The organism is Streptomyces sp. NBC_00878, from assembly GCF_026341515.1.
Lineage (GTDB): Bacteria > Actinomycetota > Actinomycetes > Streptomycetales > Streptomycetaceae > Streptomyces.
Genome location: NZ_JAPEOK010000001.1, coordinates 509,856 through 534,710 on the forward strand (window position 1 = coordinate 509,856; position 24,855 = coordinate 534,710).

Genomic DNA, 24,855 nt, shown 5'->3' on the forward strand with positions numbered 1-24,855 from the left:
CCCGCGGCGGGGCTCCCGGCCGACCCTGCGCTCTCTAGGAGCACGGTGCGTGGAACGGTACGTCCGGCATCAGTTTGCGCCAGCGGTCCCGGTCGACGGCGGTGCCCACCACGTCGCAGATGTGCCGTGTCGCCCGGTCGACGTCCAGGTCCCAGAGGCGGATCGTGTCGTTTCCGCTCGACACGAGGGTGCTCCCGCTGGGTGAGAAGGCGGCGGTGATGGCGCCCAGCGTGTGGCCGGTGAGCGTGGCCGTACGCCGTTCGGAGGGGATGTCCCAGAGCTGGATCGTCCCGTCCGAGTTCGCGACGGCCAGGGAGGTGCCCTTGGCGTCCACGGCGATTCCGTAGACCGTTCCCGCCGTGATGTCGAGCTTCGCGCGCTTGCGCCGCGTACCGACGTCCCACACCTGGACCGTCCCGTCGTTGTTGCCCGTGATCAGGGTGCGGCCGTCCGGGGTGTAGGCGACGTCGAACGTCATGCCGGCGTGATTGTCGAGGACGGCCAGGGCGCGCCCGGACCGCGCGTCCCACAGGCGCAGGGTGCTGTCCTCGCCCACCGAGGCGATCGTCCGGCCGTCCGGGCTGAACTTCACCCCGAACGCCGCGCCCTCGTGGCCCTTCAGGGTCATGCGGGTGCGGAACTCGTCGGTGTCCCACACCGTCACGTTGCCCATGCCGTCGGCGGCGGCCAGGCCGCGCCCGTCGGGGCTGAAGTGGACGGCCTGCGCCTTGCGTTTCGGGCTGGTCGTGTCGAGCACCGCGACGGAACGGCGCGACGCGGTGTCCCACACCCGCACCTTCCCGGCGGGTCCGGCGGAGGCCAGCAGCCCGTCGTCGGGGCTGAAGGCGAGGCCCCAGGTCAGCTCCCCGGCATCGGGCAGCGACGCGATGTGCCGCTGGGTCTTCAGGTCCCACAGGTCGACGGAGTCGTCGTGGTCGTTGTAGGCCGCGATCCACCGGCCGTGGTGGCTGACCGCGACGCGGTACTTCTCGGTGTCGGGGCGCAGTGTCAGGACGGAGGTGTCGGTGGACCAGAGGCGTACCGTGCGGTCGACGCCGCCGGTGGCGATCCTCGTACCGTCCCGGCTGAACGCGACGGTGAGCACGGCGTCGGCGTGGCCGGTGAACTCGGTGACGTACTGCCCGTCCTCGACGGTCCAGATCTCGGTGTCCCCGGTGTCGTTTCCCACGGCGATCAGTCGGCTGTCCGGGCTGAAGACGACCGAGCGGACCTGGGCGGGGTTGGAGTCCACGTCGCTGAGCAGCCGTCGCCGGGCGACGTCCCAGAGTTTCACCGCACCGTCCGTGCCACCGGAGGCGACCGACGCTCCGGAGGGTGCGAAGGCGACGGTGGTCACGCTGTTCCCGTGTCCTTCGAGTACGGCGAGGGCCTCGCGCTTGCGCGTGTCCCACAGGCGTACGGTCTTGTCGTCTCCGCCGCTGACCAGGGTCCGGCTGTCCGGGCTGAAGGCGAGGGCCAGTACGCCGCCGTTGTCGACGCCTTTCCCGTGGCCTGCCAGCCGTGCGAGGCGCGAGTTGGTGTCCGGTGCCCAGAGCGCGATGGTGGCGTCCCGGCTCCCGACGGCCAGCCGCTTCCCGTCCGGCGAGAACGCCACCGCCGTGACGGGTCCCTCGTTGCCGGTCAAGGCGGCGACAACCCGATGTGCGGCGGCGTTCCACAGGCGCACCGTCCCGTCCGCGCCGCCCGTCGCCACGTGGCGTCCGTCCGGCGAGGAGGCCACGGACGCGACGGCGGCCCGGTGTCCGGTCAGGACGGCGACCCGGCGACGCGTGGACACGTCCCACAGCCGTACGGTCCGGTCCGCGGCGGCGGTCGCGAGGAGCTTTCCGTCCGGCGAGAACGCCGCGGACGTGACGCTCCCCCGGTGGCCCGGAAGCACTCCGGCCAGTCGTTGGCCCTGGGCGCTGAGCAGCGCGCCGCGTGCCTCGGTCGTAAGCCCCTGACGGAACGCCTCGGCGGCCAGCAGCATGGAGGCGTCCGGTTCCGCGAAACCGGGTTCCAGTGCCAGGCCGACCGCGCCGGCGGGCTGTTGGATCGCCGCCCGCAGCTCGGGCACGCTCATCGGTCCGACGACGACCTGGCCGCCCTCCAGCGCCTCACGCAGCTCCGCGATACGGGCGCACTGGTCGTAGAAGTCGGACCGTACGCACAGGACCACCAGGGACGGGGGCTCCTGTCCGGGCGCCGGGGAGGCCGCGGCGGTGCACAGCGCCCGGACGAAGGCCTCCCGTTCGCTCTCGGACTCGCACTGGGTGAACAGTTCCTCGAACTGGTCCACGAGGAGCACCATGCGGGCGCCGGTGACCGCTCCGCCGCCCCTGGCCCGCATGGTGTCCCGCAGGACGGCCGCGAGGGCCGACGGATCCTCGGTCAGCCGGCCGGCCAGGCCCTCGCGAGAGTCTCCGGTCACCGTGGACAGCGCCGTGGCCAGGGACCGTACGGGGGTGGCCGTGGGTGTCAGCAGTACGTGCGGCCAGGTGCGGGCGCCCGGAACGGGTACCGCGCCCGACACCAGGGCGGGCAGCAGGCCCGCGCGCAGCAGCGACGACTTGCCCGACCCGGACGGACCGAGCACGAACAGCGGCCCGGTCCGCTCCATCCGTTCGCCCAGGCGCTCGGCCAGTGCCGAGGTCAGCGCCTCACGCCCGCGGTACCACTGGCTGTTGCCCGCGCCGAAGGACGCCAGTCCCGGGTAGGGGCAGACGCCGGACAGCGCGTGCGGCTGCCGCGAGTCGTCGTCCGCGGGCCTGTGGCCGTTGACCCGCTGCGGGGGAACGTAGGCGGGGTTGGGCGCGAGGACGAGGTCTTCCGCCCAGTCGCTCACCTGCTGGCTGGGGCGCGGGAAGCCCCGTTCGCGCAGCCGGCGGTCCAGGCCCCGGTAGAGGTGCCGCAGGGTCAGGTAGGCGGGGGCGTCCGGCTCTCCTTCGCGGAGCAGCCGGATGAGTTCGCCGCTGAAGGCCGTGTGCGGTTGTCCGGGTGGTGCCAGCGCGCGGTCCTCGCCGCCCGTCGAGGTCAGTACGTAGGCGCCGTGCACCCGCGCCAGCTGGGCGGCATCGCTCTGCGTGCCCTCCTCGGCCGCGGAGCCCAGTGTGCCGATCGCCCGGCCCGAGTAGCAGCAGTCGAGCACCACCACGATCGACCGGGCGGGGCTGGACAGCAGGCAGTCCCGCACGCCGGCGTAGGCGAAGGCCGTGTGGGAGAGGCGGTTGGCGCGCCGGTCGGTGAACCGCGTGGCCAGGTGGAGGTCTCCGCCGGGACTGACGAGGCCGTGGCCCACGTAGTAGACGAAGAGAACGTCCTCGGCCTGTTCGGCCTGGTCCGCGAGGCTGAGTCCCAGTTCCCGGGAGTCGGCCGGGTCGCGGACGACGACGAGGTTCCGCTCGGCCAGACCGCACCGCTCCACGAGCAGCTGTCCGAGATCCGTGAGCGTGCTCGCGACCGCCGGTACCGAGGGAAGCCCGGAGCCGTCGGGATGGGAACCCGTGCCGATGAGCAGTGCGCGGCTCCCGGGAGAGGCCAGCGCGGGCAGCAGCAGCCGTCCGGGGCGCTCGGAGAGGTCACTCATCGCACTGCCCCCGCAGCTCGGGAGTGCGGCTGAGGCTCTCCGCCAACTCGGCGACCAAGGCCTGCAGTTCCTCCGTGTCCGCCGTCCGGTACCTGCTGGTGGACACCTCGACGGTGATGCCGGTCGTGGTGGTGAGCGAGCACGTGAGGTCGATTCCGCGCTGGCGTATCCATCCGACGAGAGCGGCGACGAGGGCCGCTATGCCTCCTTGGGCAACGGCTATGAGGACCTCCTCCACTACGGGGCCCAGCGTCCCTTCCTCCGGAGGCGGTTCGACCGTTCGCACCCTTCCCCTCAGCTCCCGTTCCGCGGTGAGCCACAGGGCCAGCGAACGTAGCTGGCCGGACTGGTTGAGGCCGTCGAGACGCACGCTCACATCCATGGGGTCCCCCATTCGCGCCGTGATCGGCGCACCGCCATTGGCAGAGTCCTTTGATGGTGCCAGCGGTTCACGCCATAGGCGCCGGTCAATCTCCAATTGACTACCTGTGAGGCAAATGCGGCGGTCTGAGGGATCGCCGTGACCGGGACCGTCCGAAAGCGACCGAACCTGACTCGACCGTGCGTTCCTCACGGCCACCTCAGCCCGCTCGCCGTGCGGAAATCGTCCTCCCGGGGGAGCCTTGTCACCTGGGCTCCTTCGCGTGTCCGAGGGAGGAGGTGGTCGGCGTGTCCGAATGGCAGGCGTCCGGGCAGGAACAGGACGCCGCCCCGCCGCCGGTCGGCCGCCCCCTGCTGTCGCTGACGCTCGCCGCGCTCATGGACGACGTGCACGCGCACTCGGGCGCGGTGTATCTGCTCACTCCCGGCGAGCCGGTCCTTGAGATGGCGGTGATGGCCGGGCTGCCCAGGGCGTTCGCGGCGCCCTGGGAGCGGGTGGGCCTGAGCGCGCCGATCCCGGTGGCGGAGGCGGCACGCGGACGGCGGCTGGTCTGGGTGGGCGGCGAGGAGGACATGGCCCGCCGCTATCCGCGGATCGCCGTGGTCCTGCCGTACCCGTTCGCGCTGGCCGCGCTGCCGGTGGCGACGAACCGGGCCACGTACGGGGCGGTCTTCGTGACCTGGCCCGGCACGCACCCGGCGGAGTTGTCCGACCGGGAGCGGGACCATCTCACCGCCGCCTGCGACCGGCTCGCGCTGCGCCTGGAGCGGGCCGTCGAGGAGGGCAGGCCGATCCATCCCGAGCCTGATCTGCTGGCCCCGGCGTCGGTGACGACCGTGGCCGGAACCCTGGGCACGGTGGAGGCCGCGCGGATGGTGGCACGGCTGCCGTACGGGCTGTGCGCGCTCGATCTGCACGGCCGGGTCACCTTCTCCAACACGGCGGCGGGCGAGCTGCTCGGCCTGCCGGTCAGCGGGCTGCTGGGCACCCAGCTGTGGGCGTCCGTGCCGTGGCTCAACGATCCGGTCTACGAGGACCGGTACCGGGCCGCGCTGCTCAGCCAGCAGGAGACGTCGTTCGTGGCGCTCCGGCCGCCCTCGGAGTGGCTGTCGTTCCGGCTGTATCCCAGTACGAACGGGCTGAGCGTGCGCATCACCCGGGCGCGGGCCGCGGCGCGGGAGGGCCGTACGAGGTTCCGGCACGGCGACACCGGCACCCGCCTCGTCACCATCTCGCAGGTGCTGAGCCTGGCCGGGGCACTCACCGAGGCGGTGGGTGTGCAGGACGTGGTGCAGCTGGTCGCGGACGAGATCGCGCCCGCCGTCGGCAGCCAGGCGCTGGTGCTCCTCGGCTCCCAGGCGGGCCGGCTGCACGTCCTCGGGCACCGCGGCTATCCGGATCCGCAGGTCGTGGAGCGCTTCAACGGGATGCCGCTGACCGAGCAGACTCCCGGGGCGCACGCCCTGCTCAGCGGTGTGCCCGCGTTCTTCGACTCCCGGCAGCAGCGGGAGCGCCTCTATCCGGCCGCGGACCCCGCGCCCGGTGGCATGGCGGCCTGGGCGTATCTGCCGCTCATCGCGTCCGGGCGGCCGGTGGGCACCTGTGTCCTCGCGTACGCCGAACCGCATTCCTTCCCGGCCGACGAGCGTGCCGTGCTGACCAGCCTCAGCGGACTGATCGCGCAGGCGCTGGAACGGGCCCGCCTCTACGACGCCAAGCACCAGCTGGCGCACGGACTGCAGGCCGCGCTGCTGCCGCACTCACTGCCGTCGCTGCCCGGCATCGAGGCGGCCGCCCGCTATCTGCCCGCGACACAGGGCATGGAGATCGGTGGCGACTTCTACGACCTGGTGCCGACGGGCGGCGAGGGCGCGGCAGGCGGCCAAGCCGCGGCGGTGATCGGGGACGTGCAGGGCCACAACGTCACCGCGGCCGGTCTGATGGGGCAGATCCGTACCGCCGTACGTGCGTACACGACCGTCGGCCAGCCGCCCGGGGAGGTCATGAGCAGCACCAACCGGCTGCTGATCGACCTGGGCACGGAACTCTTCGCGAGCTGTGTCTATCTGCGTCTGGATCCGGCGAACGGTCAGGTCGTGATGGCCCGGGCGGGGCATCCGCCGCCCCTGCTGAGGAAGCCGGACGGGAAGGTACGGGTGCTCGACCTGGCCGGTGGTCCCCTGCTCGGCATCGACGTGGCGGCCGCCTATCCGACGACCGACGTCGCGCTGCCGCCCGGGTCGCTGCTCGCCCTCTACACCGACGGGCTGATCGAGTCCCCGGGCGTCGACATCGAGGACGCGCTGGCCGGGCTCGCACAGCGGCTCACCGAGATCGGCGACCGACCGCTGGACGAGGTGGCCGACCACCTCGTGGAGCACAGCGGGACGGCCGAGCAGCGGGTGGACGACGTGGCACTGCTGCTGCTCCGCGCCCGGGCCGACTGACGGGACCGTGACGGGGCGCCGGTCAGGGGCGCAGGGCCGCCCTGCTTCCTTCATGCGGCTCCGCACGCGCACGCGGAATGGCCCGGTCCCCGCCGGAGGACCGGGCCACTTCAAGCGGCACCGTTACTGACGTACGTTCAGGTCACTGCACTGGTTGTTCGTGAGGGCCCGATCGTCGTCCACGCCGTCACTGGTTGTTGTTCAGCCCCGAGTTGTCGGCCACCCCGTCACCGTTCTGGTCCTCGACCTGGCCGTTCTGGTTCTGGTCCTCGACCTGGCCGTTCTGGTCGACGTCGCCGCCGACCTGCTCCTCGCCGCCGACGTCCTGGCCACCGACCGCGTCGCCGCCGGCTCCGGCCTCTTCGCCCGCACCGGCTTCCTCACCGGCACCGGCTTCTTCGCCGGCGCCCGCGTCGGCCGCTCCGAGCGTCGCGCCGACCGCGGCCAGCGCGGTGGTCACCGGCTGGAAGAAGGTCTCGCCGCCGACGGTGCAGTCGCCGCTGCCGCCCGAGGTCAGGCCGATCGCGCTGCCGTCCGCGGTGAACAGGGAGCCGCCGCTGTCGCCGGGCTCGGCGCAGACGTTGGTCTGGATGAGGCCGGTGACCGTGCCCTCCGGGTAGTTCACGGTGGCGTTGAGGCCGGTGACCTCACCGTCGTTGAGACCGGTGGTGCTGCCCATGCGGATGACGGTCTGGCCTACCGCGGCCTCCGCGGCCTGGAGGATCTCCACGGACTGCTGGCCGGTGTTCACCGTGCTGGGTGCCTCGGTCGCCGGGTCGTCGTACTTGACGAGGGCGAAGTCGCCCGCACCGGGGAACGTGGCGGCCTCGACCGTACCGATCGGCGCGCCGGCCTCGGAGTCCGACCACTCGGCCGCGGCGACACCGCAGTGACCCGCCGTCAGGAAGGCCGGGGAACCGTCGTCGGCGACGACGTTGAAACCGAGCGAGCAGCGTGCACCGCCGCCGAAGATGGCGTCGCCGCCCTCGACGAAGGTCTTGAACGTGCCGGCGGACTTCTTGATGGTCGCCATGCCCGAGCCGAGGCTCTGGACGGTCGACTCCACCTGGTCCCACTTTGCGCCCGTGACGGTGCTGTCGGCGGTGACCTGGATCTTGTTCGTCCTGGGGTCGACGGCCCACGCGGTTCCGGGGACGGTCGCCTTGGCCTTCAGTGTCTGCGAGGCCGACGTGAGTTCAGCCGTGCTGTTCTCGACCTCACGGACGACCGCGCCCGCCTTCTCCGCCTGGAGGACGACGTTGTTGTTGTCGCCCACGACGTTGATGATGAGCTGCTGCTTGCCGGAGTCGTAGTAACCACCGGCATAGGCCTCACCGAGCAGTTCGGCCAGTTGCGAGGCGAGGTCCGACGCGTCCGCGGCCTTCAGCGTTCTGGGGGCGGCACCTTCCGTCGCATCGGTCTGGGACGCCATCGCGTTGGGCAGGATGAGTGCCGCCGCGCCGAGCGCCACCACGCTTCCTGCGGCAATGACGGCCTTGCGCTTGGGTATCCGCTTGTGACTCAACTTCTTGACCTCCTGGGGACTGGGGGGTCCGAGCCGCCGACTGGCGGCTGACTGCGGGCGCCTGGATGGCTGTAGGTACGCAAGCGGCCCGTGTGGCGTTCAACGTCTTTTCTCAACTTCCTTTGCGAAAGCGTGAATCAGCCATCCCCGGTGCTCCGGCGACGACGGCCGGGAGCCATGGCCGCATGACGCTGACCATCGCCGATGCGGACACGGCGGCGGTGATCGCGGCCCGCGCGAGCACAGTGTTCGCGCCACTGGACCGGGCTCCGGAATGAATTTCGGCGGGCGAAGCCGCCCGGAAAGGCGCTACTCGGACTCTTGGGAGCCATTCGGGTCCATTCCCGTGATGCCATGGGAAATCCGATGCCTTCCCGTGGATCTCCTAGGGGATCTCTGTGTCCCGTCGGACTACCGTCGAGCCATGTCAACGATTCTTTTCGTAGTGACCGGTGCCGACTTCTGGACTCTCGCCGACGGCACCAAGCACCCGACCGGATTCTGGGCCGAGGAGGCCGTCGCCCCGTACGAGGCGTTCAAGGCGGCGGGGCACGAGGTCGTCGTGGCCACCCCGGGCGGCGTCGCACCGACCGTGGACAAGGGCAGCCTGGCGCCCGAGTTCAACGGCGGCCAGGAGGGCGCCGACAAGGTCGCCGCCGCCCTCGCCTCGTTCGCCGAGCTGCGGCGGCCCATCCGTCTGGAGGACGTGGACCTGGACGCGTACGCGGCCGTCTTCTACCCCGGCGGCCACGGCCCCATGGAGGACCTGGCCGTCAACGCCGACTCGGGCCGGCTCCTCACCCTCGCCCTGGAGTCCGGCAAGCCGCTCGGTGTCGTCTGCCACGCCCCGGCCGCGCTGCTGGCCGCCACGAAGGAGGACGGCGGCAACGCCTTCGCGGGCTACCGCCTGACCGGCTTCACCAACACCGAGGAGACCCAGGCCGGGCTGGCGGACAAGGCCAAGTGGCTGCTCCAGGACCGGCTGGTGGAGATCGGCGCGGACTTCCAGGAGGGCGAGCCGTGGGCTCCGTACGTGGTCGTCGACCGCAATCTGGTCACCGGTCAGAACCCGGCCTCCGCCGCACCGCTCGCGGCCGAGCTCCTGAAGAAGCTCGCCTGACACCACTCCAGTAACACTCGCCTGACGCCACTCCCATAACACTCGCCTGACGCCACTCCCGTAACAGAGGCCATCGGCTTGCACTCCGCCACCGCGCGGTAACAGCCCGTTCGAGTGAGGGAGCGGAATCCCGGCTTCAGCAAATCTGCACACCGAATACGCACGCGGGTCACGGCGCGCGGCGAATCCACACAGTGGATCGTCGCGTGCCGTGTCTTTGTCGAGGTGTGCCCGATTCGGGATCGCGGTCCTCGTAGCCGAATTGTGAATCCCCCCGGGGACATGTGAAGAAGTCGCCACCGAGGCGTGCGCATGCCTGCACGGTTGGGTCGATCCAGCTCTCAAATGCCCTGATCACATGGGTCGTTGATTGGATGCGTGGCGCGGCACCGTGCTTTGATCCATTGCACCGCGGGGGTTGTTGGAAGGTTCCCGGTTTCAGGGTTCCGGACGCCCGCGGTCGCGGCGTCCATCTGTCCCCAGAGGGGCCGCTCCCCCCTTGTGAATTTCAATAGGAAGGGAAGTTCCATCATGAACTCCACCCCCCAGGTCGCGACCGTCGAGATCTCCGACGCTGAGCTCGACAACGTCTCCGGTGGCCTCTCGGTCAACGCGCTCGGCACCGTCACGGGCATCGTCGACGGCATCGCCCCGGTTTCCGGCCTGGTCGACACCGTCGTTGGCACCGTTGAGGGCACGACCGGCCTGAACACCACCCCGGTCACCGGCCTGGTCGCCGGTATCTGATCACCTCTGTGATCGCATAGCGCACCCTGAGTCCCGGAACCGCTTCCCGGTTCCGGGACTTACGGATGCCGTAGTCCGGAAGTTCGGATCTCTTTTTCTCGCAGGTGAGGGAAGACCGTGCAGTTCCGCCAACAGGCCCTCGCCAAGCTGCAGTCGCCGGAGGAGCTCGACCTCCCGGTGCGCTTCGCCCGCCCCCAGGGCTGGCTCGTGCTGTTCGTGACGGTGGTCGTCATGGCGGCCGCGTCGGTCTGGGCCGTGACGGGCTCCGTGGCGTCCACGGTGACCGCGCCCGCCATCCTCACGCACGGGCAGGGCAGTTACCTCCTGCAGAGCCCGGTGTCCGGCCAGGTCACCGCGGTCCTCGCCGAGCAGGGCGAACGGGTCGCCGCGAACGCACCCGTCCTCAAGGTCCGTACGGAGAAGGGCGAAACGGTCGTACGCGCGGTCGCCGCCGGCCGGGTCACCGGGCTCGCCGCCACCATCGGCGCGATCATCAGCACGGGCACGAACGTGGCCGCCGTGGAGAAGGTCGCGGACGCCGACGACCCGCTGTACGCGACGGTGTACGTGTCCGCCGAGAACGCCGCCTCGATTCCCTCGGACGCGGCCGTGGACCTCACCGTCCAGTCCGCGCCGACCCAGCAGTACGGGGTCCTGCGCGGCCATGTGAAGTCGGTCGACCGGGCCGCCCAGTCGCAACAGCAGATCGCCGCCTTCCTCGGTGACAGCCAACTGGGCGAGCAGTTCACGAAGAAGGGCAGGCCGGTGGCCGTACTCGTCCGGCTCGACCGTTCGTCGGGCACCAAGTCCGGCTACAAGTGGTCGTCCGCGGACGGGCCGCCGTTCCGGTTGAGCTCCATGACCACGGCGTCCGGCTCGATCCGTCTGGACGACCAGCGTCCGGTCGACTGGCTGCTGCCGTGAGCGCGCCCCAGGAGACCACGGCCACCGCGGCAGGCCGGGAAGCACAACTGCCGCCCCCCGTACGGGGCCGCCGCCGCGCCACTCCGCCCAAGCGCACCGTCCCCAAGGGCCGGGTCAAGACCGTGCGTACGCCCACCGTCCTCCAGATGGAGGCCGTGGAGTGCGGCGCCGCCTCGCTCGCGATGGTGCTCGGGCACTACGGCCGGCACATCCCGTTGGAGGAGCTGCGCATCGCCTGCGGTGTCTCGCGCGACGGCTCCCGGGCCAGCAACCTGCTGAAGGCGGCGCGGAGTTACGGCCTGACGGCCAAGGGCATGCAGATGGACACGGCCGCGCTCGCCGAGGTGCGCGCTCCGGCGATCCTGTTCTGGGAGTTCAACCACTACGTCGTCTACGACGGCATGGGGCGCCGCTTCGGCCGGCGCGGCGTGCACATCAACGATCCCGGCAAGGGCCGCCGTTTCGTGCCCATGGAGGACTTCGACACCAGCTTCACCGGCGTCGTCCTGGTCCTGGAGCCGGGTCCGGACTTCAGGAAGGGCGGCCGCAAGCCCGGTGTCATGGGCGCCATGCCGGCCCGGCTGCGCGGCACGTCGGGCACGATGCCCGCCGCCGTCCTGGCGAGCCTGCTGCTGGTCGTGGTCGGGGCGGCGGTGCCCGCGCTCAGCCGTACGTACATCGACATGTTCCTGATCGGCGGGCAGACCTCGCTGCTCGGGGTGCTGTTCGCGTCGATGGGCGCGACGGTGCTGCTGACGGTCGTGCTGACCTGGCTGCAGCAGACGAACCTGCTGCGCGGCCGCATCATCTCGTCCACGCTCAGCAGCGCGAAGTTCCTCCGGCATCTGATGCGGCTGCCGGTCACCTTCTTCTCCCAGCGCAGCCCGGCCGACCTGGTGCAGCGCCTCCAGTCCAACGACGCGGTGGCCGAGACCCTGGCCCGGGACCTGGCCGCGGCGGGCGTGGACGCGGTGGTCGTCGTCCTCTACGCCGTGCTGCTCTACACCTACGATCCGCAGCTCACGGCCGTGGGCATCGGGGTCGCGCTGCTCAACATCGTGGCGATGCGGGTGGTGATCCGGCTGCGCGCGACGCGTACGGCCAAGCTGCGCGCCGACAGCGCGCGGCTGACCAACACGGCGTACACGGGCCTCCAGTTGATCGAGACGATGAAGGCGACCGGCGGCGAGGAGGGCTACTTCCGCAAGTGGGCCGGGCAGCACGCCACCACGCTGGAGGAGCAGCAGCGGCTCGGCGTGCCGAGTGCCTGGCTTGGTGTGGTCGCGCCGACGCTCGCGACGCTCAACAGCGCGCTGATCCTGTGGATCGGCGGTATGCGGGCCGTGGAGGGGCACATATCCGTCGGACTGCTGGTCGCGTTCCAGGCGCTGGTGACCCGCTTCACCGCGCCGATCACGCGGCTCAACGGCGTCGCGGGCCGCATCCAGGACTTCGCCGCCGACGTGGCCCGCCTGAAGGACGTGGAGAACTTCGCGGCCGACCCGCTCTACTCGCGCCGCGGCGGGGGCGACAGCACCCGCAGGCTGCACGGCCATGTGGAGCTGGAGAACATCACGTTCGGCTACAGCCCCCTCGACAAGCCGCTGCTGTCCGGCTTCTCGCTGACGGTCGGCCCGGGTCAGCAGGTCGCCCTGGTCGGCGGCTCGGGCAGCGGCAAGTCGACGGTGTCCAGGCTCATTTCGGGGCTCTACGCGCCCTGGGAGGGCGTGATCCGTATCGACGACCAGCGTCTGGACGACATCCCGCGCGGCGCGCTGGCGGCCTCCGTCTCCTTCGTCGACCAGGACGTGTTCCTCTTCGAGGGCACGGTCCGCGACAACATCGCGCTGTGGGACCCGTCGGTCCCGGACGACGCCGTGGTCGCCGCGCTGGAGGACGCGGCCCTGTACGACGTGGTGATGCGCCGCCCGGGCGGTATCCAGAGCCGGGTCGAGCAGGACGGGCGGAACTTCTCCGGCGGTCAGCGCCAACGCCTGGAGATCGCACGGGCATTGGTGCGCAGGCCCAGCATCCTCGTGCTCGACGAGGTGACGAGCGCCCTGGACGCGGAGACCGAGCAGCTCGTCATGGACAACCTGCGCAAGCGCGGCTGTGCCTGCGTGGTGATCGCACACCGGCTCAGCACCGTGCGCGACAGCGACGAGATCGTGGTGCTCCAGCACGGCACGATCGTGGAACGCGGGCGTCACGACGCCCTGGTGGCGGCCGGCGGCGCGTACGCCGAGCTGGTCAGGGAGCGATGAGATGACGTCCGCGTATCCGCAGAACCAGCAGAACCCACTGGACCAGCAGAACTCGCAGCACCAACCGAACGAGCAGCAGCAACAGCCCGCCACCGAGGGCGACTACGTGCTCGGCGCGCTCGGCGGCATGGGCACCCCGGTCGACGGCTCCGGCCTCACCCGTCTGGATCTCGAAGGGCCGCACGTGCTGTGGCTGGTCGCGTCCGGCGCCATGGACCTGTTCGCGGTCGACGCCGCCCAGCAGGGCCACTGGCACCACCTCGGCCGCCTGGAAGCGGGCTCGCTGCTGCTGGGCCCGGTCGCGGGACCCCAGCACACGCTGGTCGGCAGGCCGCTGCGCGCGTGCGTACTGCGCCGGATCGAGCTGCGCGAGCTGTACCAGCCCCCGCAGACCGAGACCTGGACGTACGACGCGTACGGCAACCCCCAGTACGTTCCCCCGGCCACGAGCCCCCTGGAGTACGCCCTCTCGCTCGGCGTCGGCCGCGGCCTGGCCATCCTCTTCGAGGCACCGCTGGCCACGGAGCGGGATGCGGTGCTGACGGACGACGACGTGCTGTGGATGCAGGTGCCGCCGGGGAGCGTGCAGTACGGCTCCATGTACGGCGCCGAGGCCGCGGCGGACCTGCTGGTGGACCCGGCGATGTGGCAGGCGATGGTCGACCAGCAGTACCGGCTGCTGGCCACCCTCGACCGCTGGATCGAGCAGCTGGAGCGCACGCACGAGAACCGTACGGCCGCGGGCATCAAGGCGGGCGAGGCGGTCCGCGCGCAGGCCGACCGGACGCTCATCGCCTCCATGTCCAAGCGCTCGGGATCGGGTCCCGGCGCGGCGGACGCCGATGCCACGTACGCCGCCTGCAAGCTCGTCGCACACGCGGCCGGGATCACGCTCGCGGACCCGGCACAGGGCGGCGCGGAGAGCGACCGGCTCGACCCCGTCGAACAGATCGCGCTCGCCTCCCGGGTCCGGGTGCGTGCCGTACGCCTCGACGGGCGCTGGTGGCGCGACAACATCGGGCCGCTCGTCGGGCACCGGGTCGCGTCCGGCGCCCCGGCCGCGCTCCTGTGGCGGCGCGGCGGATACGTGGCGGTGCATCCGTCGAGCGGTCGTGAGACGCCGGTCGAGAAGGCCAACGCGGCGGAGTTCGAACCGCGGGCCGTCATGTTCTACCGGCCGCTGCCCGAACGCCGGCTGAGTCCGCTGCGGCTGCTGCGGTTCAGTCTCCAGGGCACCGGCGGGGACATGCGCAACCTCGCGATCAGCGGTCTGGTGACGGTGGCCCTCGGGGCGCTGGTGCCGATCGCGACCGGCAAGGTGCTCGGCGAGTTCGTGCCGAAGGCCCAGGAGAGCCTGATCGTCCAGTTCTGCCTGGCCATCATGATCGCCAGTGTGGTGTCGGCGGCCTTCATGCTGATGCAGAACCTCACCATGCTGCGGCTGGAGGGCCGTATCGAGGCCACGCTCCAACCGGCCGTGTGGGACAGGCTGTTGCGGCTGCCGACGAAGTTCTTCACCTCGCGCTCCACCGGTGAACTGGCCAGTGCGGCCATGGGGATCAGCGCGATCCGCCGACTGATGGCGGGCGTCGGCCCCGTGGTGGTCCAGTCGCTCACGGTCGGCGCGATGAACCTCGCGCTGCTCTTCTGGTACAGCGTCCCGATGGCGCTCGCCGCGATCGGCATGCTCACCGTCATCGCCGGGGTCTTCCTCGGTCTCGGCCTGTGGCAGGTGCGCTGGCAGCGCCGCCTGGTCGTCCTGAGCAACAAGCTCAACAACCAGGCGTTCCAGACCCTGCGCGGTCTGCCCAAGCTGCGGGTCGCGGCGGCGGAGAACTACGCGTACGCCGCCTGGGCGGGCGAGTTCGCGCGCAGCCGTGAACTCCAGCAGCGCGTGGGGCGGATCAAGAACCTCACGACCGTGCTGAGCGCGGTGTATCTGCCGCTCTGCTCGCTCATCATGTTCATGTTGCTGGCGGGCCCCGCGCGCGGTTCGCTGTCGGCCGCCGCCTTCCTGACGTTCAACACCTCGATGACCATGCTGCTGACCTCGGTGACCCAGTTGACGGGCTCCTTCGTGTCGATGGTCTCCGCGCTGCCGATGTTCGAGGAGATCAGGCCGGTCCTCGACGCGACGCCCGAGGTGCGGGTCGCGAGCACACGCCCCGCCGAACTGTCCGGCGCCATGGAGGCGAAGAAGCTCTCCTTCCGGTACACCGACGACGGGCCGCTCGTCCTGGACGACGTGTCCTTCGCGATCCGGCCGGGCGAGTTCGTGGCCATCGTCGGCCCCAGCGGCTGCGGCAAGTCCACCTTGCTGCGGCTGCTCATCGGCTTCGACAAGCCGGTCTCGGGCAGCGTCCTGTACGACGGCCAGGACCTGGCCGCCCTCGACCAGTCGGCCGTACGCCGTCAGTGCGGTGTGGTGCTCCAGCACGCGCAGCCGTTCACCGGGTCGATCCTGGACGTCATCTGCGGCACCGAGCCCTACACGCCCGAGGAGGCGATGGCGGCCGCCGAGATGGCCGGCCTCGCCAAGGACATCAGGCGCATGCCGATGGGCCTGCACACCATCGTCTCCGGCAGCGGCGCCGTGTCCGGCGGCCAGCGCCAGCGTCTGATGATCGCCCAGGCGCTGATCCGGCGTCCGCGCATCCTCTTCTTCGACGAGGCGACCAGCGCCCTCGACAACGAGACCCAGCGCACGGTCATCGAGAGCACCCGCGCTCTCAACGCCACGCGCGTGGTGATCGCACACCGCCTGTCCACCGTCATGGACGCGGACCGCGTCATCGTGATGGAGGACGGCCGGGTCGCCCAGCAGGGCCCGCCCGCACAGCTGTTGGCGGACACGGGCGGGCGGCTGCACGAGCTGGTGCGGCGCCAGATGCAGTAGCCGGACGCGGCAGGAGCGGCCGAAGTCAGGTGTCCAGACCCGGGACCCGGGCTCCCGAGGGGACGCCTGCCTCCACGTACGCCCGGTAGACCTCCTGCCAGGGCGCACCGGCACCGGCGTGCGGGCCGTCCGGGGACTCTCCCCGGGCGTGCGCGTCGAGGGCGACGAGGCACACGTCCCAGCCGGCGCCGTTGCGGGCTGCCGTGTTCTCGGCCTCCAGGACGTTGGTGAGGGTGAAGCGGGTGCGCTTCTCGTCCAACTCCTCCAGATCGAAGCGCAGTTCGTCACCGCCCCAGCTGAAGGAGAGGTGGCGGGGCGGGTCGACCGCGAGGACGCGACCCGTGGAGTCCGCCATGTTCGGGTCGCCGCCGAACCTGATCGTGCCGCCCTCACGCAGCTCGATCTCGACGCGGGACGGGAACCAGTGGGCCAGTTCGTCGGGCTCGGTGACGAACTCCCAGACGCGGTCGACGGGGTGGTCGTAGGTACGGGTGAACCGGACGGCGGGTCGGCCGTCGTCCAGGGCGAGGTAGGTGCCGGTGGCTTCCGTGGACATGGTGAATCAGTCCTTCGGGGAGTTCGGGGAGGAGGTTGGGGGTTCTTCGTCCGACGGCTCCCCCGCCGTCGAGGTCTCCGGGGCCGTGCCCAGCACTGTCGCCGCGGCCCGCCCTGTAGCCGTCGCTCGCGCCGTCGCCGTCACCGTCTCGTCCAGGCGTCGGCCCAGCGCGTCCAGGCTTGTGCTCCAGAGTTTGCGGTACGGGGCCAGCCACGCGTCGAGCTCCGCGATCGGCGCCGGTTCGAGCGCGTAGACGCGGCGCTGCGCGTCCTGCCGTACCCGCACCAGACCGGCGTCCCGCAGCACCTTCAGGTGCTTGGACGTGCTCGGCTGGCTCAGACCGCACGCCTCGACGATCTCACCGACGGGCCGCGGCCGCTCCAGGAGGAGCGCGACGATGGCCCGCCGGTGCGGGTCGGCGAGTGCGGTCCAGAGGGAGGCGTCGGACATGACTCCAATATGCCTCCACGGTTATATGCCAGTCAAGGCATGAATGATCGACTGGGGAACGCAGCCGGGCGGCGACCTCAGCCGAGCCAGCCCCGGGGCACCTCACCGCCCCGCGTCCACATCTGCGTCGCCAGGGCTCGTACGGCCGCCGCGAAGCCCGCGGGGCGCGGCAGGAACTCCATGTGGATGCCGGGGAACTCCACCCACGGCACCCCGATCCTGCGGGCGATCTCGACCGAGGGCCGCGCGTAGTACGTACCGCGGTCGGCCGAGCCCGCCCCGAGGACGATCGGGAAGGAGGCCGCGGAGAGGGCGGCCCCGTCCGGCAGGAAGGCGGCGAAGCCCGGCCACTCGCGGCCGAAGAGGTGGTCGCCGTTGCCGAGGAACCGCTTCCAGAGGTCTTCGGGCCACAGGTACGTGCCCTCGCCGCGCACGGTCTGCGCGAAGAGGCGGCCCGCCGCCGGGGCGCCGCCCCGCACATAGGCCTCGGCCACCTCGGCGAAGAAGTCGCGCGCCGGGTCGCCGTCGGGCAGGACGTTCACGGCGGGCGGCTCGTGGGCGATCAGCCCGGCGACCGCTTCCGGGTGGCGGGCGGCCAGCGTCAGGCCGATGATCGCGCCTCCGCTGTTGCCGAACACCAGGGCGCGGCCGTCCGCCAGGCCGTCGATGAGCGCGCGGGCGTCGGTGGCCTGTTGGGCCAGATCCATGGGCGCGTCACCCTGGCCGGTGCTGCGGGAGTTGCCCCGTCGGTCGTACGTGATCACGGTGAAGGCGTCGGCCAGCTCGTCGGCGATGCCCGTGAAATACCCGGCGTCTCCCCCGGCCCCGCTGATCAGCAGCAGCGCGGGCCCTTCGCCGCATACCTCGTAGTACAGCTCGGCCCCGTCAACCTCGAACATGCCCCTGCGCATGTGAGCCCTCTCTCACTAGCGAAACTTTGCCGTTTCGATAAAAGTGGTCTAGCCTCTAGGCGTACGAAACGGTTTCGTTTACGTACTCGTCATGTCGAGCGAGCCTTCCCTGGAGTGGTGCTCCGATGTCCCAGACTCAGACTCTTTCCGAAGGTGCCGGTAAGGGCACAGCCAACGCACCGAGCGCGCCGTCATCGGCGAAGCGCTGGTGGATTCTCGCGATCGTGGCGATCGCACAGGTGATGGTGGTGCTGGACGCGACCATCGTGAACATCGCGCTGCCGTCGGCGCAGGCGGACCTCGGCTTCTCCGACGGCAACCGCCAGTGGATCGTCACCGCGTACGCGCTGGCCTTCGCCTCACTGCTTCTGCTGGGCGGCCGGTTGGCCGACCTCTTCGGGCGAAAGCCCGCGTTCCTCGTGGGTGTCGCGGGCTTCGCCGGGGCCTCCGTACTCGGCGGCGCGGCGAACAGCTTCGGGATGCTGGTCACCGCGCGTGCCCTCCAGGGCGTCTTCGGCGCGCTCCTCGCACCCGCCGCGCTCTCGCTCCTGAACACGACCTTCACCGACGCCAAGGAGCGCGCCAAGGCGTTCAGCGTGTACGGCGCGATCGCCGGTGCGGGCGGTGCGCTCGGGCTGCTGCTCGGCGGTGTGCTGACGGACGCGCTGGACTGGCGCTGGACCCTGTACGTCAACCTCGTCTTCGCCGTGATCGCCTTCGTGGGCGGCTGGATGCTGCTGAGCAACCACCGTGACGCCGCGAACTCCAAGCTGGACCTGCCGGGCGCGCTGCTGGTCTCCGCCGGTCTCTTCGCCCTCGTCTACGGCTTCTCCAACGCCGAGACGCACGACTGGAGTTCCCCCGAGACCTGGGGCTTCCTGGTAGCGGGCGGGCTGCTCCTGGCGGCCTTCACCTGGTGGCAGACCCGTGCCGCGCACCCGCTGCTGCCTATGCGCGTCCTGCTCGACCGGAGCCGCGGAGCCTCGTATCTCGCCCTGCTCGTGACCGGTGCGGGCATGTTCGGGGTCTTCCTCTTCCTCACCTACTACCTGCAGCTGAACCTGGGCTTCAGCCCGACCAAGACCGGTCTGGCCTTCCTTCCGATGATGGCTGCCCTGATGGTCATGGCCCAGCTCTCCACCACGAAGCTGGTACCGCGCATCGGGCCGAAGGCAGTCATCCCGGCGGGCTTCGCCATCGCCGCGCTCGCCATGGCCTGGCTGACCGGTATCGGGGTCGACTCCAGCTACACGACCGACGTTCTGCCGCAGCTGCTCCTGATCGGCGTGGGCCTCGGCATGGTGATGCCGCCCGCGATGTCCCTGGCCACGAACGGGATCGCGCCGGAGGACGCCGGTGTCGCCTCCGCGACGGTCAACGCCATGCAGCAGGTGGGCGGTTCCATCGGCACCGCCCTGCTCAACACGCTCGCCGCGAGCGCCGCGACCAACTACCTGGCCGGCAAGGACGCCACCAACAAGCTGGTCCAGGCCGAGGCGACGATCGAGAGCTACACCACCGCCTTCTGGTGGTCGGCGGGCTTCTTCGCGGTGGGCGCCGTGATCGCCTTCCTGCTCTACCGCCGTGGGGTTCCGGAGCAGGACGCTCAGGCCGCGCCGGTCGTCCACATGTGACCACCCACCGAAAGCGGAGGGGCCGCCGTCTGCAGGGAGACGGCGGCCCCTCTTTCATGGCGTTCCTCAGGTCGTCGGCTCGGCTCGGTGGTGCCGGGGCAGCAGGGCGACCGCCGCCACGGGAAGCACGGCGAGAACCAGCCAGGGCACGGCCGGGGTCAGGCCCGTATGCGCATGGTGGTTGGGGTGCGCTGGGCGAACTCGCCCGCCGCCTCCCGTTCCGCCGTCTTCTCTCCCGGCCCCGCCATCGGCTCGATCCCGCCAGCGCCTCGGCGTCGTGCGCGCCGCGGCCCCGGCCACCGCACCCCGCGCCCGCCTGTGACCGCCACCGCGCCCAGCAGGGCGAGGGCGGTGGCGGGTGCCAGTACCGCCCACGGGGCCCGTTCCGCGTACGGCTGGTTCTCGGACAGGAGCAGGCCCCACTCCGGGGACGGCGGTTGCGCGCCGAGGCAGAGGAAGCCCAGGGCCGCGAGGGCCAGGGCGACGCCGGGCAGGCGTAGCAGTGCGTGGCGTACGACCGGAGGCAGGACGGCCGGGAGGAGTTCGTGGCGGAGCAACTGGAAGGGGCCCGCGCCCAGGGCCCGGGTCGCCGTCAAGTGCGTGGTGGCGAGCTCCTGTTGGAGCAGGGCCGAGGTGTGGGCCGCGAGCGGTGCCCACGCCACCGCGGTCACCGCGAGGGCGGGGGTGAACGGACCGCTGCCCGCGACGCCCGTGGCGAGGAGGGCCGCCAGGACGGGCGGTACGGAGTTGACCGTGTCGACCAGCGGGCCGGAGAGCCGTGGCAGCAGGCCCAGCAGAACGCCGAGGAGCAGGGCTGCCGCGCTCACGGCGACGGCCAGGGCCAGGGTGCTCAACGCACCGTGGCCGACCCGGGCCAGCACATCGCGCCCAAGCGCGTCCGTGCCGAACGGGTGTGCCCAGGAAGGGGATTGGAGCCGCGCCGTGGTGTCCAGTCGCAAGGGGTCCCGGGTGAGGCCCAGCGCGACGACCGCGAGCAGCAGTCCGCCGTACAGCAGGGGCAGGGTCGTGGGCCGGGGCGGTGTCGGGCGGTGCAAAGAAGAGAGAGCGCCGTCGCGCAGGGCCGGGCCTATCAGGAGTCGTGCCGTGAGCCTGGTCAGGCCTCCGGCGGCCGCCGCCAGCAGGACGAGCGCGAGGGTGCCTGCCTGGAGGACGGGCAGGTCCTGGGCCACCGCGGCCTGGAGGGTCAGCCGGCCGAGCCCGGGGATGTCGAAGACCTGCTCCACGGCGACCGCGCCGCCGGTCAGGCCGACGACGAACAGCCCGAAGTTCGGCAGCAGTCCGGGCACGCAGCGGCGCAGCACCTGCCGGGCGATGCTCCGGCCCGGGACCCCGCGCGCGGCGGCCGCCAGAGCCCACTGCTCGGCGAAAGCGCCTGGCAGCAGGCCGGCGACGAACCGGCGACGGCGCGGCAGGGAGCGCATGGTCTCTGTTCTTTGCGTGGGGGGCTCGTTGCATGGGGGACGTGCGGGGAATGGTTTCTTCACTTGGTGCGGACGACGCACGCGAAGCGGGTCCCTCAAGGTCAGGGCAGGGGCACTTCGAAGTGCACGATCCGCTGCCCGCCGCCGGGTTCCTCGCGCTCGTCGTGGACCACCTTGCCGAGGGACCGCCAGAACGCCTCGGCGCCGGGTCCCGCCGGGTCGGTGTGCAGATAGGCGGCGCGGTAGCCGCCGTCCGCCGCCGCGAAGTCGAGGAGTTCGCCGACCAGCCGCCGGGCCAGGCCCTGCCGCCGACCCTCGCGGCGCACGTACACACGGCGCAGCTGGGCGGTGCCCCCGGAGGGGTAGCGCTGGGCGAGGCGGCACGGGTTGGGCGGATGGGCCGGGCCGCGGGAGTCGAGTGCGGCGGTCGCGACCACCGTGCCGTCCCGCTCGTCGAGGGCGACCAGCAGGGTGTGCCGGTCGGGCGCGAGGTAGAAGGCGTCCAGGTCGATGATGTCCCGGTGCCAGCGCGGTACGTACCCGGTGCCGAAGTCCCGGTAGACGGTGTCGAGCATCACGGACCGCGCGCCGTCGAGATCGTCGGGGGTCGCCGTTCTTATGCAGTAGTCGCGCACTTGCGCATCACATGCATTAAGCCTGAACGGATCCGTCCGGAGTAAGGCCGTTCCGATCCGACCGCTCTAGGTGGCGTCCACTCGCCGCCACGAGCCCTTCCACACGACCCACACATGGCCGTCGGGCCCGTGGTGCACGTTCAGTCCGTCGACGACGGCGAGCAGGGGCAGGTTCCTGGCGCCGGCCTGGTCGCAGGAGTCGAGTGAGACCTTGACGTCGTCGGTGGCCGCGACGGTGATGCCGGTGAGGTCCGCCGTGAGCACGATCCGGCACGTGTCGGCGGCGCTGCGCGCCAGCAGGCATTTGCTCGCGGAGCGGCCGGCGTCGAGAACCGGGGCGACGAAGGACGGCGGGGCATCGATCACCCGCGTCACCTCCACGGCTGCCGCCTCGGCGGCGCACTCACCGTCCGCGCGGGCGAAATGAGCGGTGAACTCCATCTCCCGCACCGGCTCCATGGGGCCGCGCTCGGTCAGCAGTGACGGCCCGCCCGACGGAGTGTGTACCGGCGTTCCCACCGCCAACCCTCCTTGGTCAGACAGTTCATGGACCAGCTCATGGACGAGCCCATGGACAGATGCATGAACAACAGTGCGGCCGAGATCCGCGGCAGCACGGCGACCCTACGTCCGCAACAGACCCTTGCACAGGCCGTGTTGAGTAAACACAAAGACCAAAAGTCAACCGCTGCTACTGAAATTCACCGAGTCGGGTGAACTAGATCTTGCGGACGCCGCGGCATGGATGGTTCCGGCGCGGTTGGGGTAACTACCGAGATCCAGCACGCCCTCCCCTGCAGAGGTGGAGCCGACATGTCGCCGGAATTTCATGACCAGGCCCCCGGACTCCCCGAGCGCGGCACGGCGGAGCCCGGAGTCCCCACGGCGAATCCGTATGCCCACAGCTATCCGAGCGGCGGGTTCACCGTCGTCGAGGTGCGGGGCGAGATCGACATGGCGACGGCCGACGCACTGACCGAGCATCTGGACGCGGCGACCTCGGCCCCGGCCCCCCGGGTCCTGGTCGACCTCCGCCGGGTCGCCTTCATCGACTGCTCCGGGCTGCGCGTGCTGTGCCGGGCCGACCGCCGGGCGAAGGAACGGGGCGGCTCCCTGCGCCTCGTCTCCGACCAGCCGCGCATCCACCGGTTGCTCCGCGCCTCGGGGCTCCTCAACCGCTTCCCGCCCCTGCCGACGCTTCCGTCTCCGTCGCTTCCGCCCCCGTCCCGCCCGGAGAGCGAACCACCGTCCTTCGCACCGCGCTGACCCACACCCGGCAGCACGCGGAGAACGCTCAAAGCGTCTTCGTGAACCGCTGAAGGTACGCGTGGAGAGCGGCCGAGCCCTCCAGCCCGCTCCCGCTCCCGCTCCGGCTCCGGCTCCGGCTCCGCAGATGCAACGCGCGCTCCCGTCCCGCCAGTTCGGCCCGTACGCGCTCGGGGCTGCCGGTGGTGCGCAGTTCGGCCAGGACCGATTCGATGGTGGAGAACGGGTGGTGACCGCGCCGCGACAGGGCGACGATCCGCGCCATCCGCGCCTCGAACGCGGAGTAGCGGCGGTACCCCGTCCCCTTCTCCCGCGTGGGCCGCAGCAGGCCGCGGACCTCCCACAGGCGCAGTACGGGGGTCTGTACGCCGATGGCGTCGGCGACCTCACCGATGCGCATCCCGCCACGGCCGACCTGAAGCCCGGTGACGGGTCGGCCGTATACGACTCGGATCACCGTGAGGTGGGGGCATGGAGCATCATCACTCCGGAATGACAGCGGATTGACACCGGTTATGACCGGGATGACTCCGGACTGGCGCCGGAATGACGCCGGGGTCGGCGGAGACGGCCCCACTCCGTCTCCGCCGACCCCTGTTGCGAGATCGCGTGGCACTCCGCGACGGGACTCGCACTCCCCATCCGCATCTGCGGGCCTCCGTCGACGCACTCGGGGGACCGCGCGACCCCGGTCTCTCAGAACGTGAAGACGGTCACCCCGTAGGAGTTCTTCACGCACTCGTTGGCGAAGGTGTTTTCGAAGGACACCCGCTTGCCCTGCCAGACTCCGTCGACCGTGACGACGACGGGATCGTATTCGCGGGTGCAGTTGGCCACGGATCTGCCGAGCAGGGCGCCGAAGTTTCCTCCGGTGGCCCCGAGTTCCGCGCAGGCCGACGCCGCGGCCGGGTGGGTTCCCGAGGCGGTCGGCGCACAGCTCAGGGTGACCGCGCGTTCGGGAGCGACGTCGGCCGCGAGCTCGCCGTGGCCCATGGTGAGCACCAGGGAGGAGGGGGCGTAGAGGGAGTTCGGCGAGGGGGTGGCGGCGAGGGCGTTCCCGGTGAGAGGTCCGCAGACGGCGGTGGCCGTCAGAGTCATCGTCGCTGCCCAGCGCGCGGTGTTCGGCATTGTGTGCATCCTTCCGCTCGGTTGGTTGCCGAACCGGCTCGGTCGAGTGCCGGTTCGGCGAGCGCGAGTCTGCCGAGTCCGCGACGGAAACACACGTCGACCCCACGCGTTTCAGTAACCTTGCGTATTGAATCAGTGGCGTGAAGTTACGGAATTCGAACACGTCGACCCCGAAACTGAGCGGACTCTCCGTGCCCGAGCGGACACGCTGGCCGGATCTGCACTGCTCAGCAATGGGCCTGAAACATTCCGCTTCCAGCTGAGTCCCGAACCCTTGCATCCCGGCGGCATGCGAGTAATCGTCATTACATGATTACAGCCGAACAGCACGAGAAATTGCGCGGCTGGTTCGCCGGCCGCCTGCCCGACGATCTCTTCGAGAGCCTCGGCGAGGTCACGGTGGACCGCGAGGAGATCACCGTCATCGGCCGCATTCCCGAACCCCGGCTCGCCGAGAACGCCTCGGACGCCGAGCGGAAGGCGGCCGTCGGCTCCCGGATCCAGGAGTTCCGCGAGCGCACCCGCGACGCACGGGTCGCCGTGGCCCGCGAGGCCGAGCACCGCTTCGACAAGAAGGTCTCGTGGGGTGTGGAGTGCGGTGACGAGCGCGCCCTGTTCACACACGTCGCGGCACCCGTCATGACCCGGCTGCGGCAGCCCCAGCGGCAGGTCCTCGACACCCTGATCGCCGCCGGTGTCGCCCGCAGCCGCAGCGAGGCGCTCGCCTGGTGCGTACGCCTCGTCGAGCGCCACGCGGACGACTGGCTCACGGAGCTGCGGGACTCGCTGGAGCATGTGCGGCGGGTCCGCGCGCAGGGGCCCGACGGCCCGGAGCCCCAGGACAACTCGCCGTCCGACACCTCACCGTCCGACACCACGTCAGACACGTCGGCCGAGGCGACAGCCGAGACTCCGGACGACAAGCCCACCACCTAGCCAGCC

The 24,855-nt window shown here is 71.0% G+C and carries 19 protein-coding genes and 1 pseudogene; 9 read left to right on the plus strand and 11 right to left on the minus strand.

Annotated features, from left to right (window positions below; all coding sequences use genetic code 11):
• Window positions 1-34: 34 nt before the first annotated feature.
• Complete coding sequence (locus OHA11_RS01945; protein ID WP_266491341.1) at window positions 35-3,586, minus strand: AAA family ATPase; 3,552 nt, start codon at window positions 3,584-3,586, stop codon at window positions 35-37.
• Window positions 3,579-3,968, minus strand: coding sequence for a hypothetical protein (locus OHA11_RS01950; RefSeq protein ID WP_266491342.1), 390 nt, complete (start codon window positions 3,966-3,968; stop codon window positions 3,579-3,581). Before OHA11_RS01950 ends, OHA11_RS01945 begins: the two co-directional genes overlap by 8 nt.
• Window positions 3,969-4,246: 278 nt before the next feature.
• On the opposite strand from OHA11_RS01950, the gene OHA11_RS01955 reads away from it, so the two are divergent.
• Window positions 4,247-6,415 carry a SpoIIE family protein phosphatase gene (locus OHA11_RS01955; RefSeq protein WP_266491344.1) on the plus strand — a complete coding sequence of 723 codons (2,169 nt, stop codon included), beginning with the start codon at window positions 4,247-4,249 and terminating at the stop codon, window positions 6,413-6,415.
• 187 nt (window positions 6,416-6,602) lie between these two features.
• On the opposite strand, the gene OHA11_RS01960 is transcribed toward OHA11_RS01955, so the two are convergent.
• The gene (locus OHA11_RS01960; protein ID WP_266491346.1) at window positions 6,603-7,940 is read right to left on the minus strand and encodes a S1 family peptidase; all 1,338 of its coding nucleotides are present in this window, start codon (window positions 7,938-7,940) and stop codon (window positions 6,603-6,605) included.
• A gap of 424 nt (window positions 7,941-8,364) precedes the next feature.
• Between OHA11_RS01960 and OHA11_RS01965 the strand changes: the two genes are divergently transcribed.
• The 5 genes from OHA11_RS01965 to OHA11_RS01985 all read left to right on the plus strand — a co-directional run bounded on the left by OHA11_RS01965 (window position 8,365) and on the right by OHA11_RS01985 (window position 15,891).
• The gene (locus tag OHA11_RS01965; RefSeq protein ID WP_266491347.1) at window positions 8,365-9,060 is read left to right on the plus strand and encodes a type 1 glutamine amidotransferase domain-containing protein; all 696 of its coding nucleotides are present in this window, start codon (window positions 8,365-8,367) and stop codon (window positions 9,058-9,060) included.
• A gap of 531 nt (window positions 9,061-9,591) precedes the next feature.
• On the plus strand, window positions 9,592-9,807 hold the full coding sequence (locus tag OHA11_RS01970; RefSeq protein ID WP_266491349.1) for a type A2 lantipeptide: 216 nt from the start codon (window positions 9,592-9,594) through the stop codon (window positions 9,805-9,807).
• A 117-nt stretch (window positions 9,808-9,924) separates the two neighbouring features.
• Entirely contained in the window at window positions 9,925-10,731 is an 807-nt protein-coding gene (locus tag OHA11_RS01975) for an HlyD family efflux transporter periplasmic adaptor subunit (protein ID WP_266491351.1), read from the plus strand.
• 47 nt (window positions 10,732-10,778) lie between these two features.
• Window positions 10,779-12,995, plus strand: coding sequence for an NHLP family bacteriocin export ABC transporter peptidase/permease/ATPase subunit (locus tag OHA11_RS01980; protein WP_266506878.1), 2,217 nt, complete (start codon window positions 10,779-10,781; stop codon window positions 12,993-12,995).
• 127 nt (window positions 12,996-13,122) lie between these two features.
• Window positions 13,123-15,891, plus strand: a complete 2,769-nt coding sequence (locus OHA11_RS01985) for an NHLP bacteriocin export ABC transporter permease/ATPase subunit (RefSeq protein ID WP_266506880.1) — start codon at window positions 13,123-13,125, stop codon at window positions 15,889-15,891.
• A gap of 25 nt (window positions 15,892-15,916) precedes the next feature.
• Here OHA11_RS01985 and OHA11_RS01990 read toward each other — a convergent pair whose 3' ends face one another.
• From OHA11_RS01990 to OHA11_RS02000, 3 genes are all read right to left on the minus strand, one after another.
• Entirely contained in the window at window positions 15,917-16,447 is a 531-nt protein-coding gene (locus OHA11_RS01990; protein ID WP_266491352.1) for an SRPBCC family protein, read from the minus strand.
• Between the two features lie 6 nt (window positions 16,448-16,453).
• Complete coding sequence (locus tag OHA11_RS01995; protein ID WP_266491353.1) at window positions 16,454-16,897, minus strand: helix-turn-helix transcriptional regulator; 444 nt, start codon at window positions 16,895-16,897, stop codon at window positions 16,454-16,456.
• 77 nt (window positions 16,898-16,974) lie between these two features.
• Window positions 16,975-17,808 carry an alpha/beta fold hydrolase gene (locus tag OHA11_RS02000; RefSeq protein ID WP_266491355.1) on the minus strand — a complete coding sequence of 278 codons (834 nt, stop codon included), beginning with the start codon at window positions 17,806-17,808 and terminating at the stop codon, window positions 16,975-16,977.
• Between the two features lie 125 nt (window positions 17,809-17,933).
• Here OHA11_RS02000 and OHA11_RS02005 point away from each other — a divergent pair, with 125 nt between their 5' ends.
• On the plus strand, window positions 17,934-19,442 hold the full coding sequence (locus tag OHA11_RS02005; RefSeq protein WP_266491357.1) for an MFS transporter: 1,509 nt from the start codon (window positions 17,934-17,936) through the stop codon (window positions 19,440-19,442).
• 158 nt (window positions 19,443-19,600) lie between these two features.
• On the opposite strand, the pseudogene OHA11_RS02010 reads toward OHA11_RS02005, so the two are convergent.
• The 3 genes and pseudogenes from OHA11_RS02010 to OHA11_RS02020 form a co-directional block, all read right to left on the minus strand.
• Window positions 19,601-20,845, minus strand: a pseudogene (locus tag OHA11_RS02010) (ABC transporter permease subunit); the annotation flags it as partial.
• Between the two features lie 140 nt (window positions 20,846-20,985).
• Complete coding sequence (locus OHA11_RS02015) at window positions 20,986-21,519, minus strand: GNAT family N-acetyltransferase (RefSeq protein WP_266491359.1); 534 nt, start codon at window positions 21,517-21,519, stop codon at window positions 20,986-20,988.
• A 66-nt stretch (window positions 21,520-21,585) separates the two neighbouring features.
• Window positions 21,586-22,038, minus strand: coding sequence for a hypothetical protein (locus OHA11_RS02020; protein WP_266491362.1), 453 nt, complete (start codon window positions 22,036-22,038; stop codon window positions 21,586-21,588).
• Between the two features lie 294 nt (window positions 22,039-22,332).
• Between OHA11_RS02020 and OHA11_RS02025 the strand changes: the two genes are divergently transcribed.
• Entirely contained in the window at window positions 22,333-22,785 is a 453-nt protein-coding gene (locus OHA11_RS02025; protein ID WP_266491364.1) for an STAS domain-containing protein, read from the plus strand.
• A gap of 28 nt (window positions 22,786-22,813) precedes the next feature.
• On the opposite strand, the gene OHA11_RS02030 is transcribed toward OHA11_RS02025, so the two are convergent.
• Window positions 22,814-23,242, minus strand: coding sequence for a MerR family transcriptional regulator (locus OHA11_RS02030; RefSeq protein ID WP_266491365.1), 429 nt, complete (start codon window positions 23,240-23,242; stop codon window positions 22,814-22,816).
• A 239-nt stretch (window positions 23,243-23,481) separates the two neighbouring features.
• Window positions 23,482-23,913, minus strand: coding sequence for a subtilase-type protease inhibitor (locus OHA11_RS02035; protein ID WP_266491367.1), 432 nt, complete (start codon window positions 23,911-23,913; stop codon window positions 23,482-23,484).
• A 309-nt stretch (window positions 23,914-24,222) separates the two neighbouring features.
• On the opposite strand from OHA11_RS02035, the gene OHA11_RS02040 reads away from it, so the two are divergent.
• Window positions 24,223-24,849: a hypothetical protein gene (locus OHA11_RS02040; protein WP_266491369.1), complete on the plus strand. Its 627-nt coding sequence runs from the start codon at window positions 24,223-24,225 to the stop codon at window positions 24,847-24,849.
• Window positions 24,850-24,855 lie beyond the last annotated feature (6 nt).

Excerpts from the sequence above, each read along its gene's own strand:
- OHA11_RS01985 (WP_266506880.1), top strand. The coding sequence starts at position 13,123 with ATGGGCACCCCGGTCGACGGCTCCGGCCTCACCCGTCTGGATCTCGAA.
- OHA11_RS02025 (WP_266491364.1), top strand. The coding sequence starts at position 22,333 with ATGTCGCCGGAATTTCATGACCAGGCCCCCGGACTCCCCGAGCGCGGC.
- OHA11_RS02000 (WP_266491355.1), bottom strand. The coding sequence starts at position 17,808 with ATGCGCAGGGGCATGTTCGAGGTTGACGGGGCCGAGCTGTACTACGAG.
- OHA11_RS01950 (WP_266491342.1), bottom strand. The coding sequence starts at position 3,968 with ATGGATGTGAGCGTGCGTCTCGACGGCCTCAACCAGTCCGGCCAGCTA.
- OHA11_RS01970 (WP_266491349.1), top strand. The coding sequence starts at position 9,592 with ATGAACTCCACCCCCCAGGTCGCGACCGTCGAGATCTCCGACGCTGAG.
- OHA11_RS02040 (WP_266491369.1), top strand. The coding sequence starts at position 24,223 with ATGATTACAGCCGAACAGCACGAGAAATTGCGCGGCTGGTTCGCCGGC.
- OHA11_RS02035 (WP_266491367.1), bottom strand. The coding sequence starts at position 23,913 with ATGCCGAACACCGCGCGCTGGGCAGCGACGATGACTCTGACGGCCACC.
- OHA11_RS01995 (WP_266491353.1), bottom strand. The coding sequence starts at position 16,897 with ATGTCCGACGCCTCCCTCTGGACCGCACTCGCCGACCCGCACCGGCGG.
- OHA11_RS01965 (WP_266491347.1), top strand. The coding sequence starts at position 8,365 with ATGTCAACGATTCTTTTCGTAGTGACCGGTGCCGACTTCTGGACTCTC.
- OHA11_RS02005 (WP_266491357.1), top strand. The coding sequence starts at position 17,934 with ATGTCCCAGACTCAGACTCTTTCCGAAGGTGCCGGTAAGGGCACAGCC.
- OHA11_RS01990 (WP_266491352.1), bottom strand. The coding sequence starts at position 16,447 with ATGTCCACGGAAGCCACCGGCACCTACCTCGCCCTGGACGACGGCCGA.
- OHA11_RS01945 (WP_266491341.1), bottom strand. The coding sequence starts at position 3,586 with ATGAGTGACCTCTCCGAGCGCCCCGGACGGCTGCTGCTGCCCGCGCTG.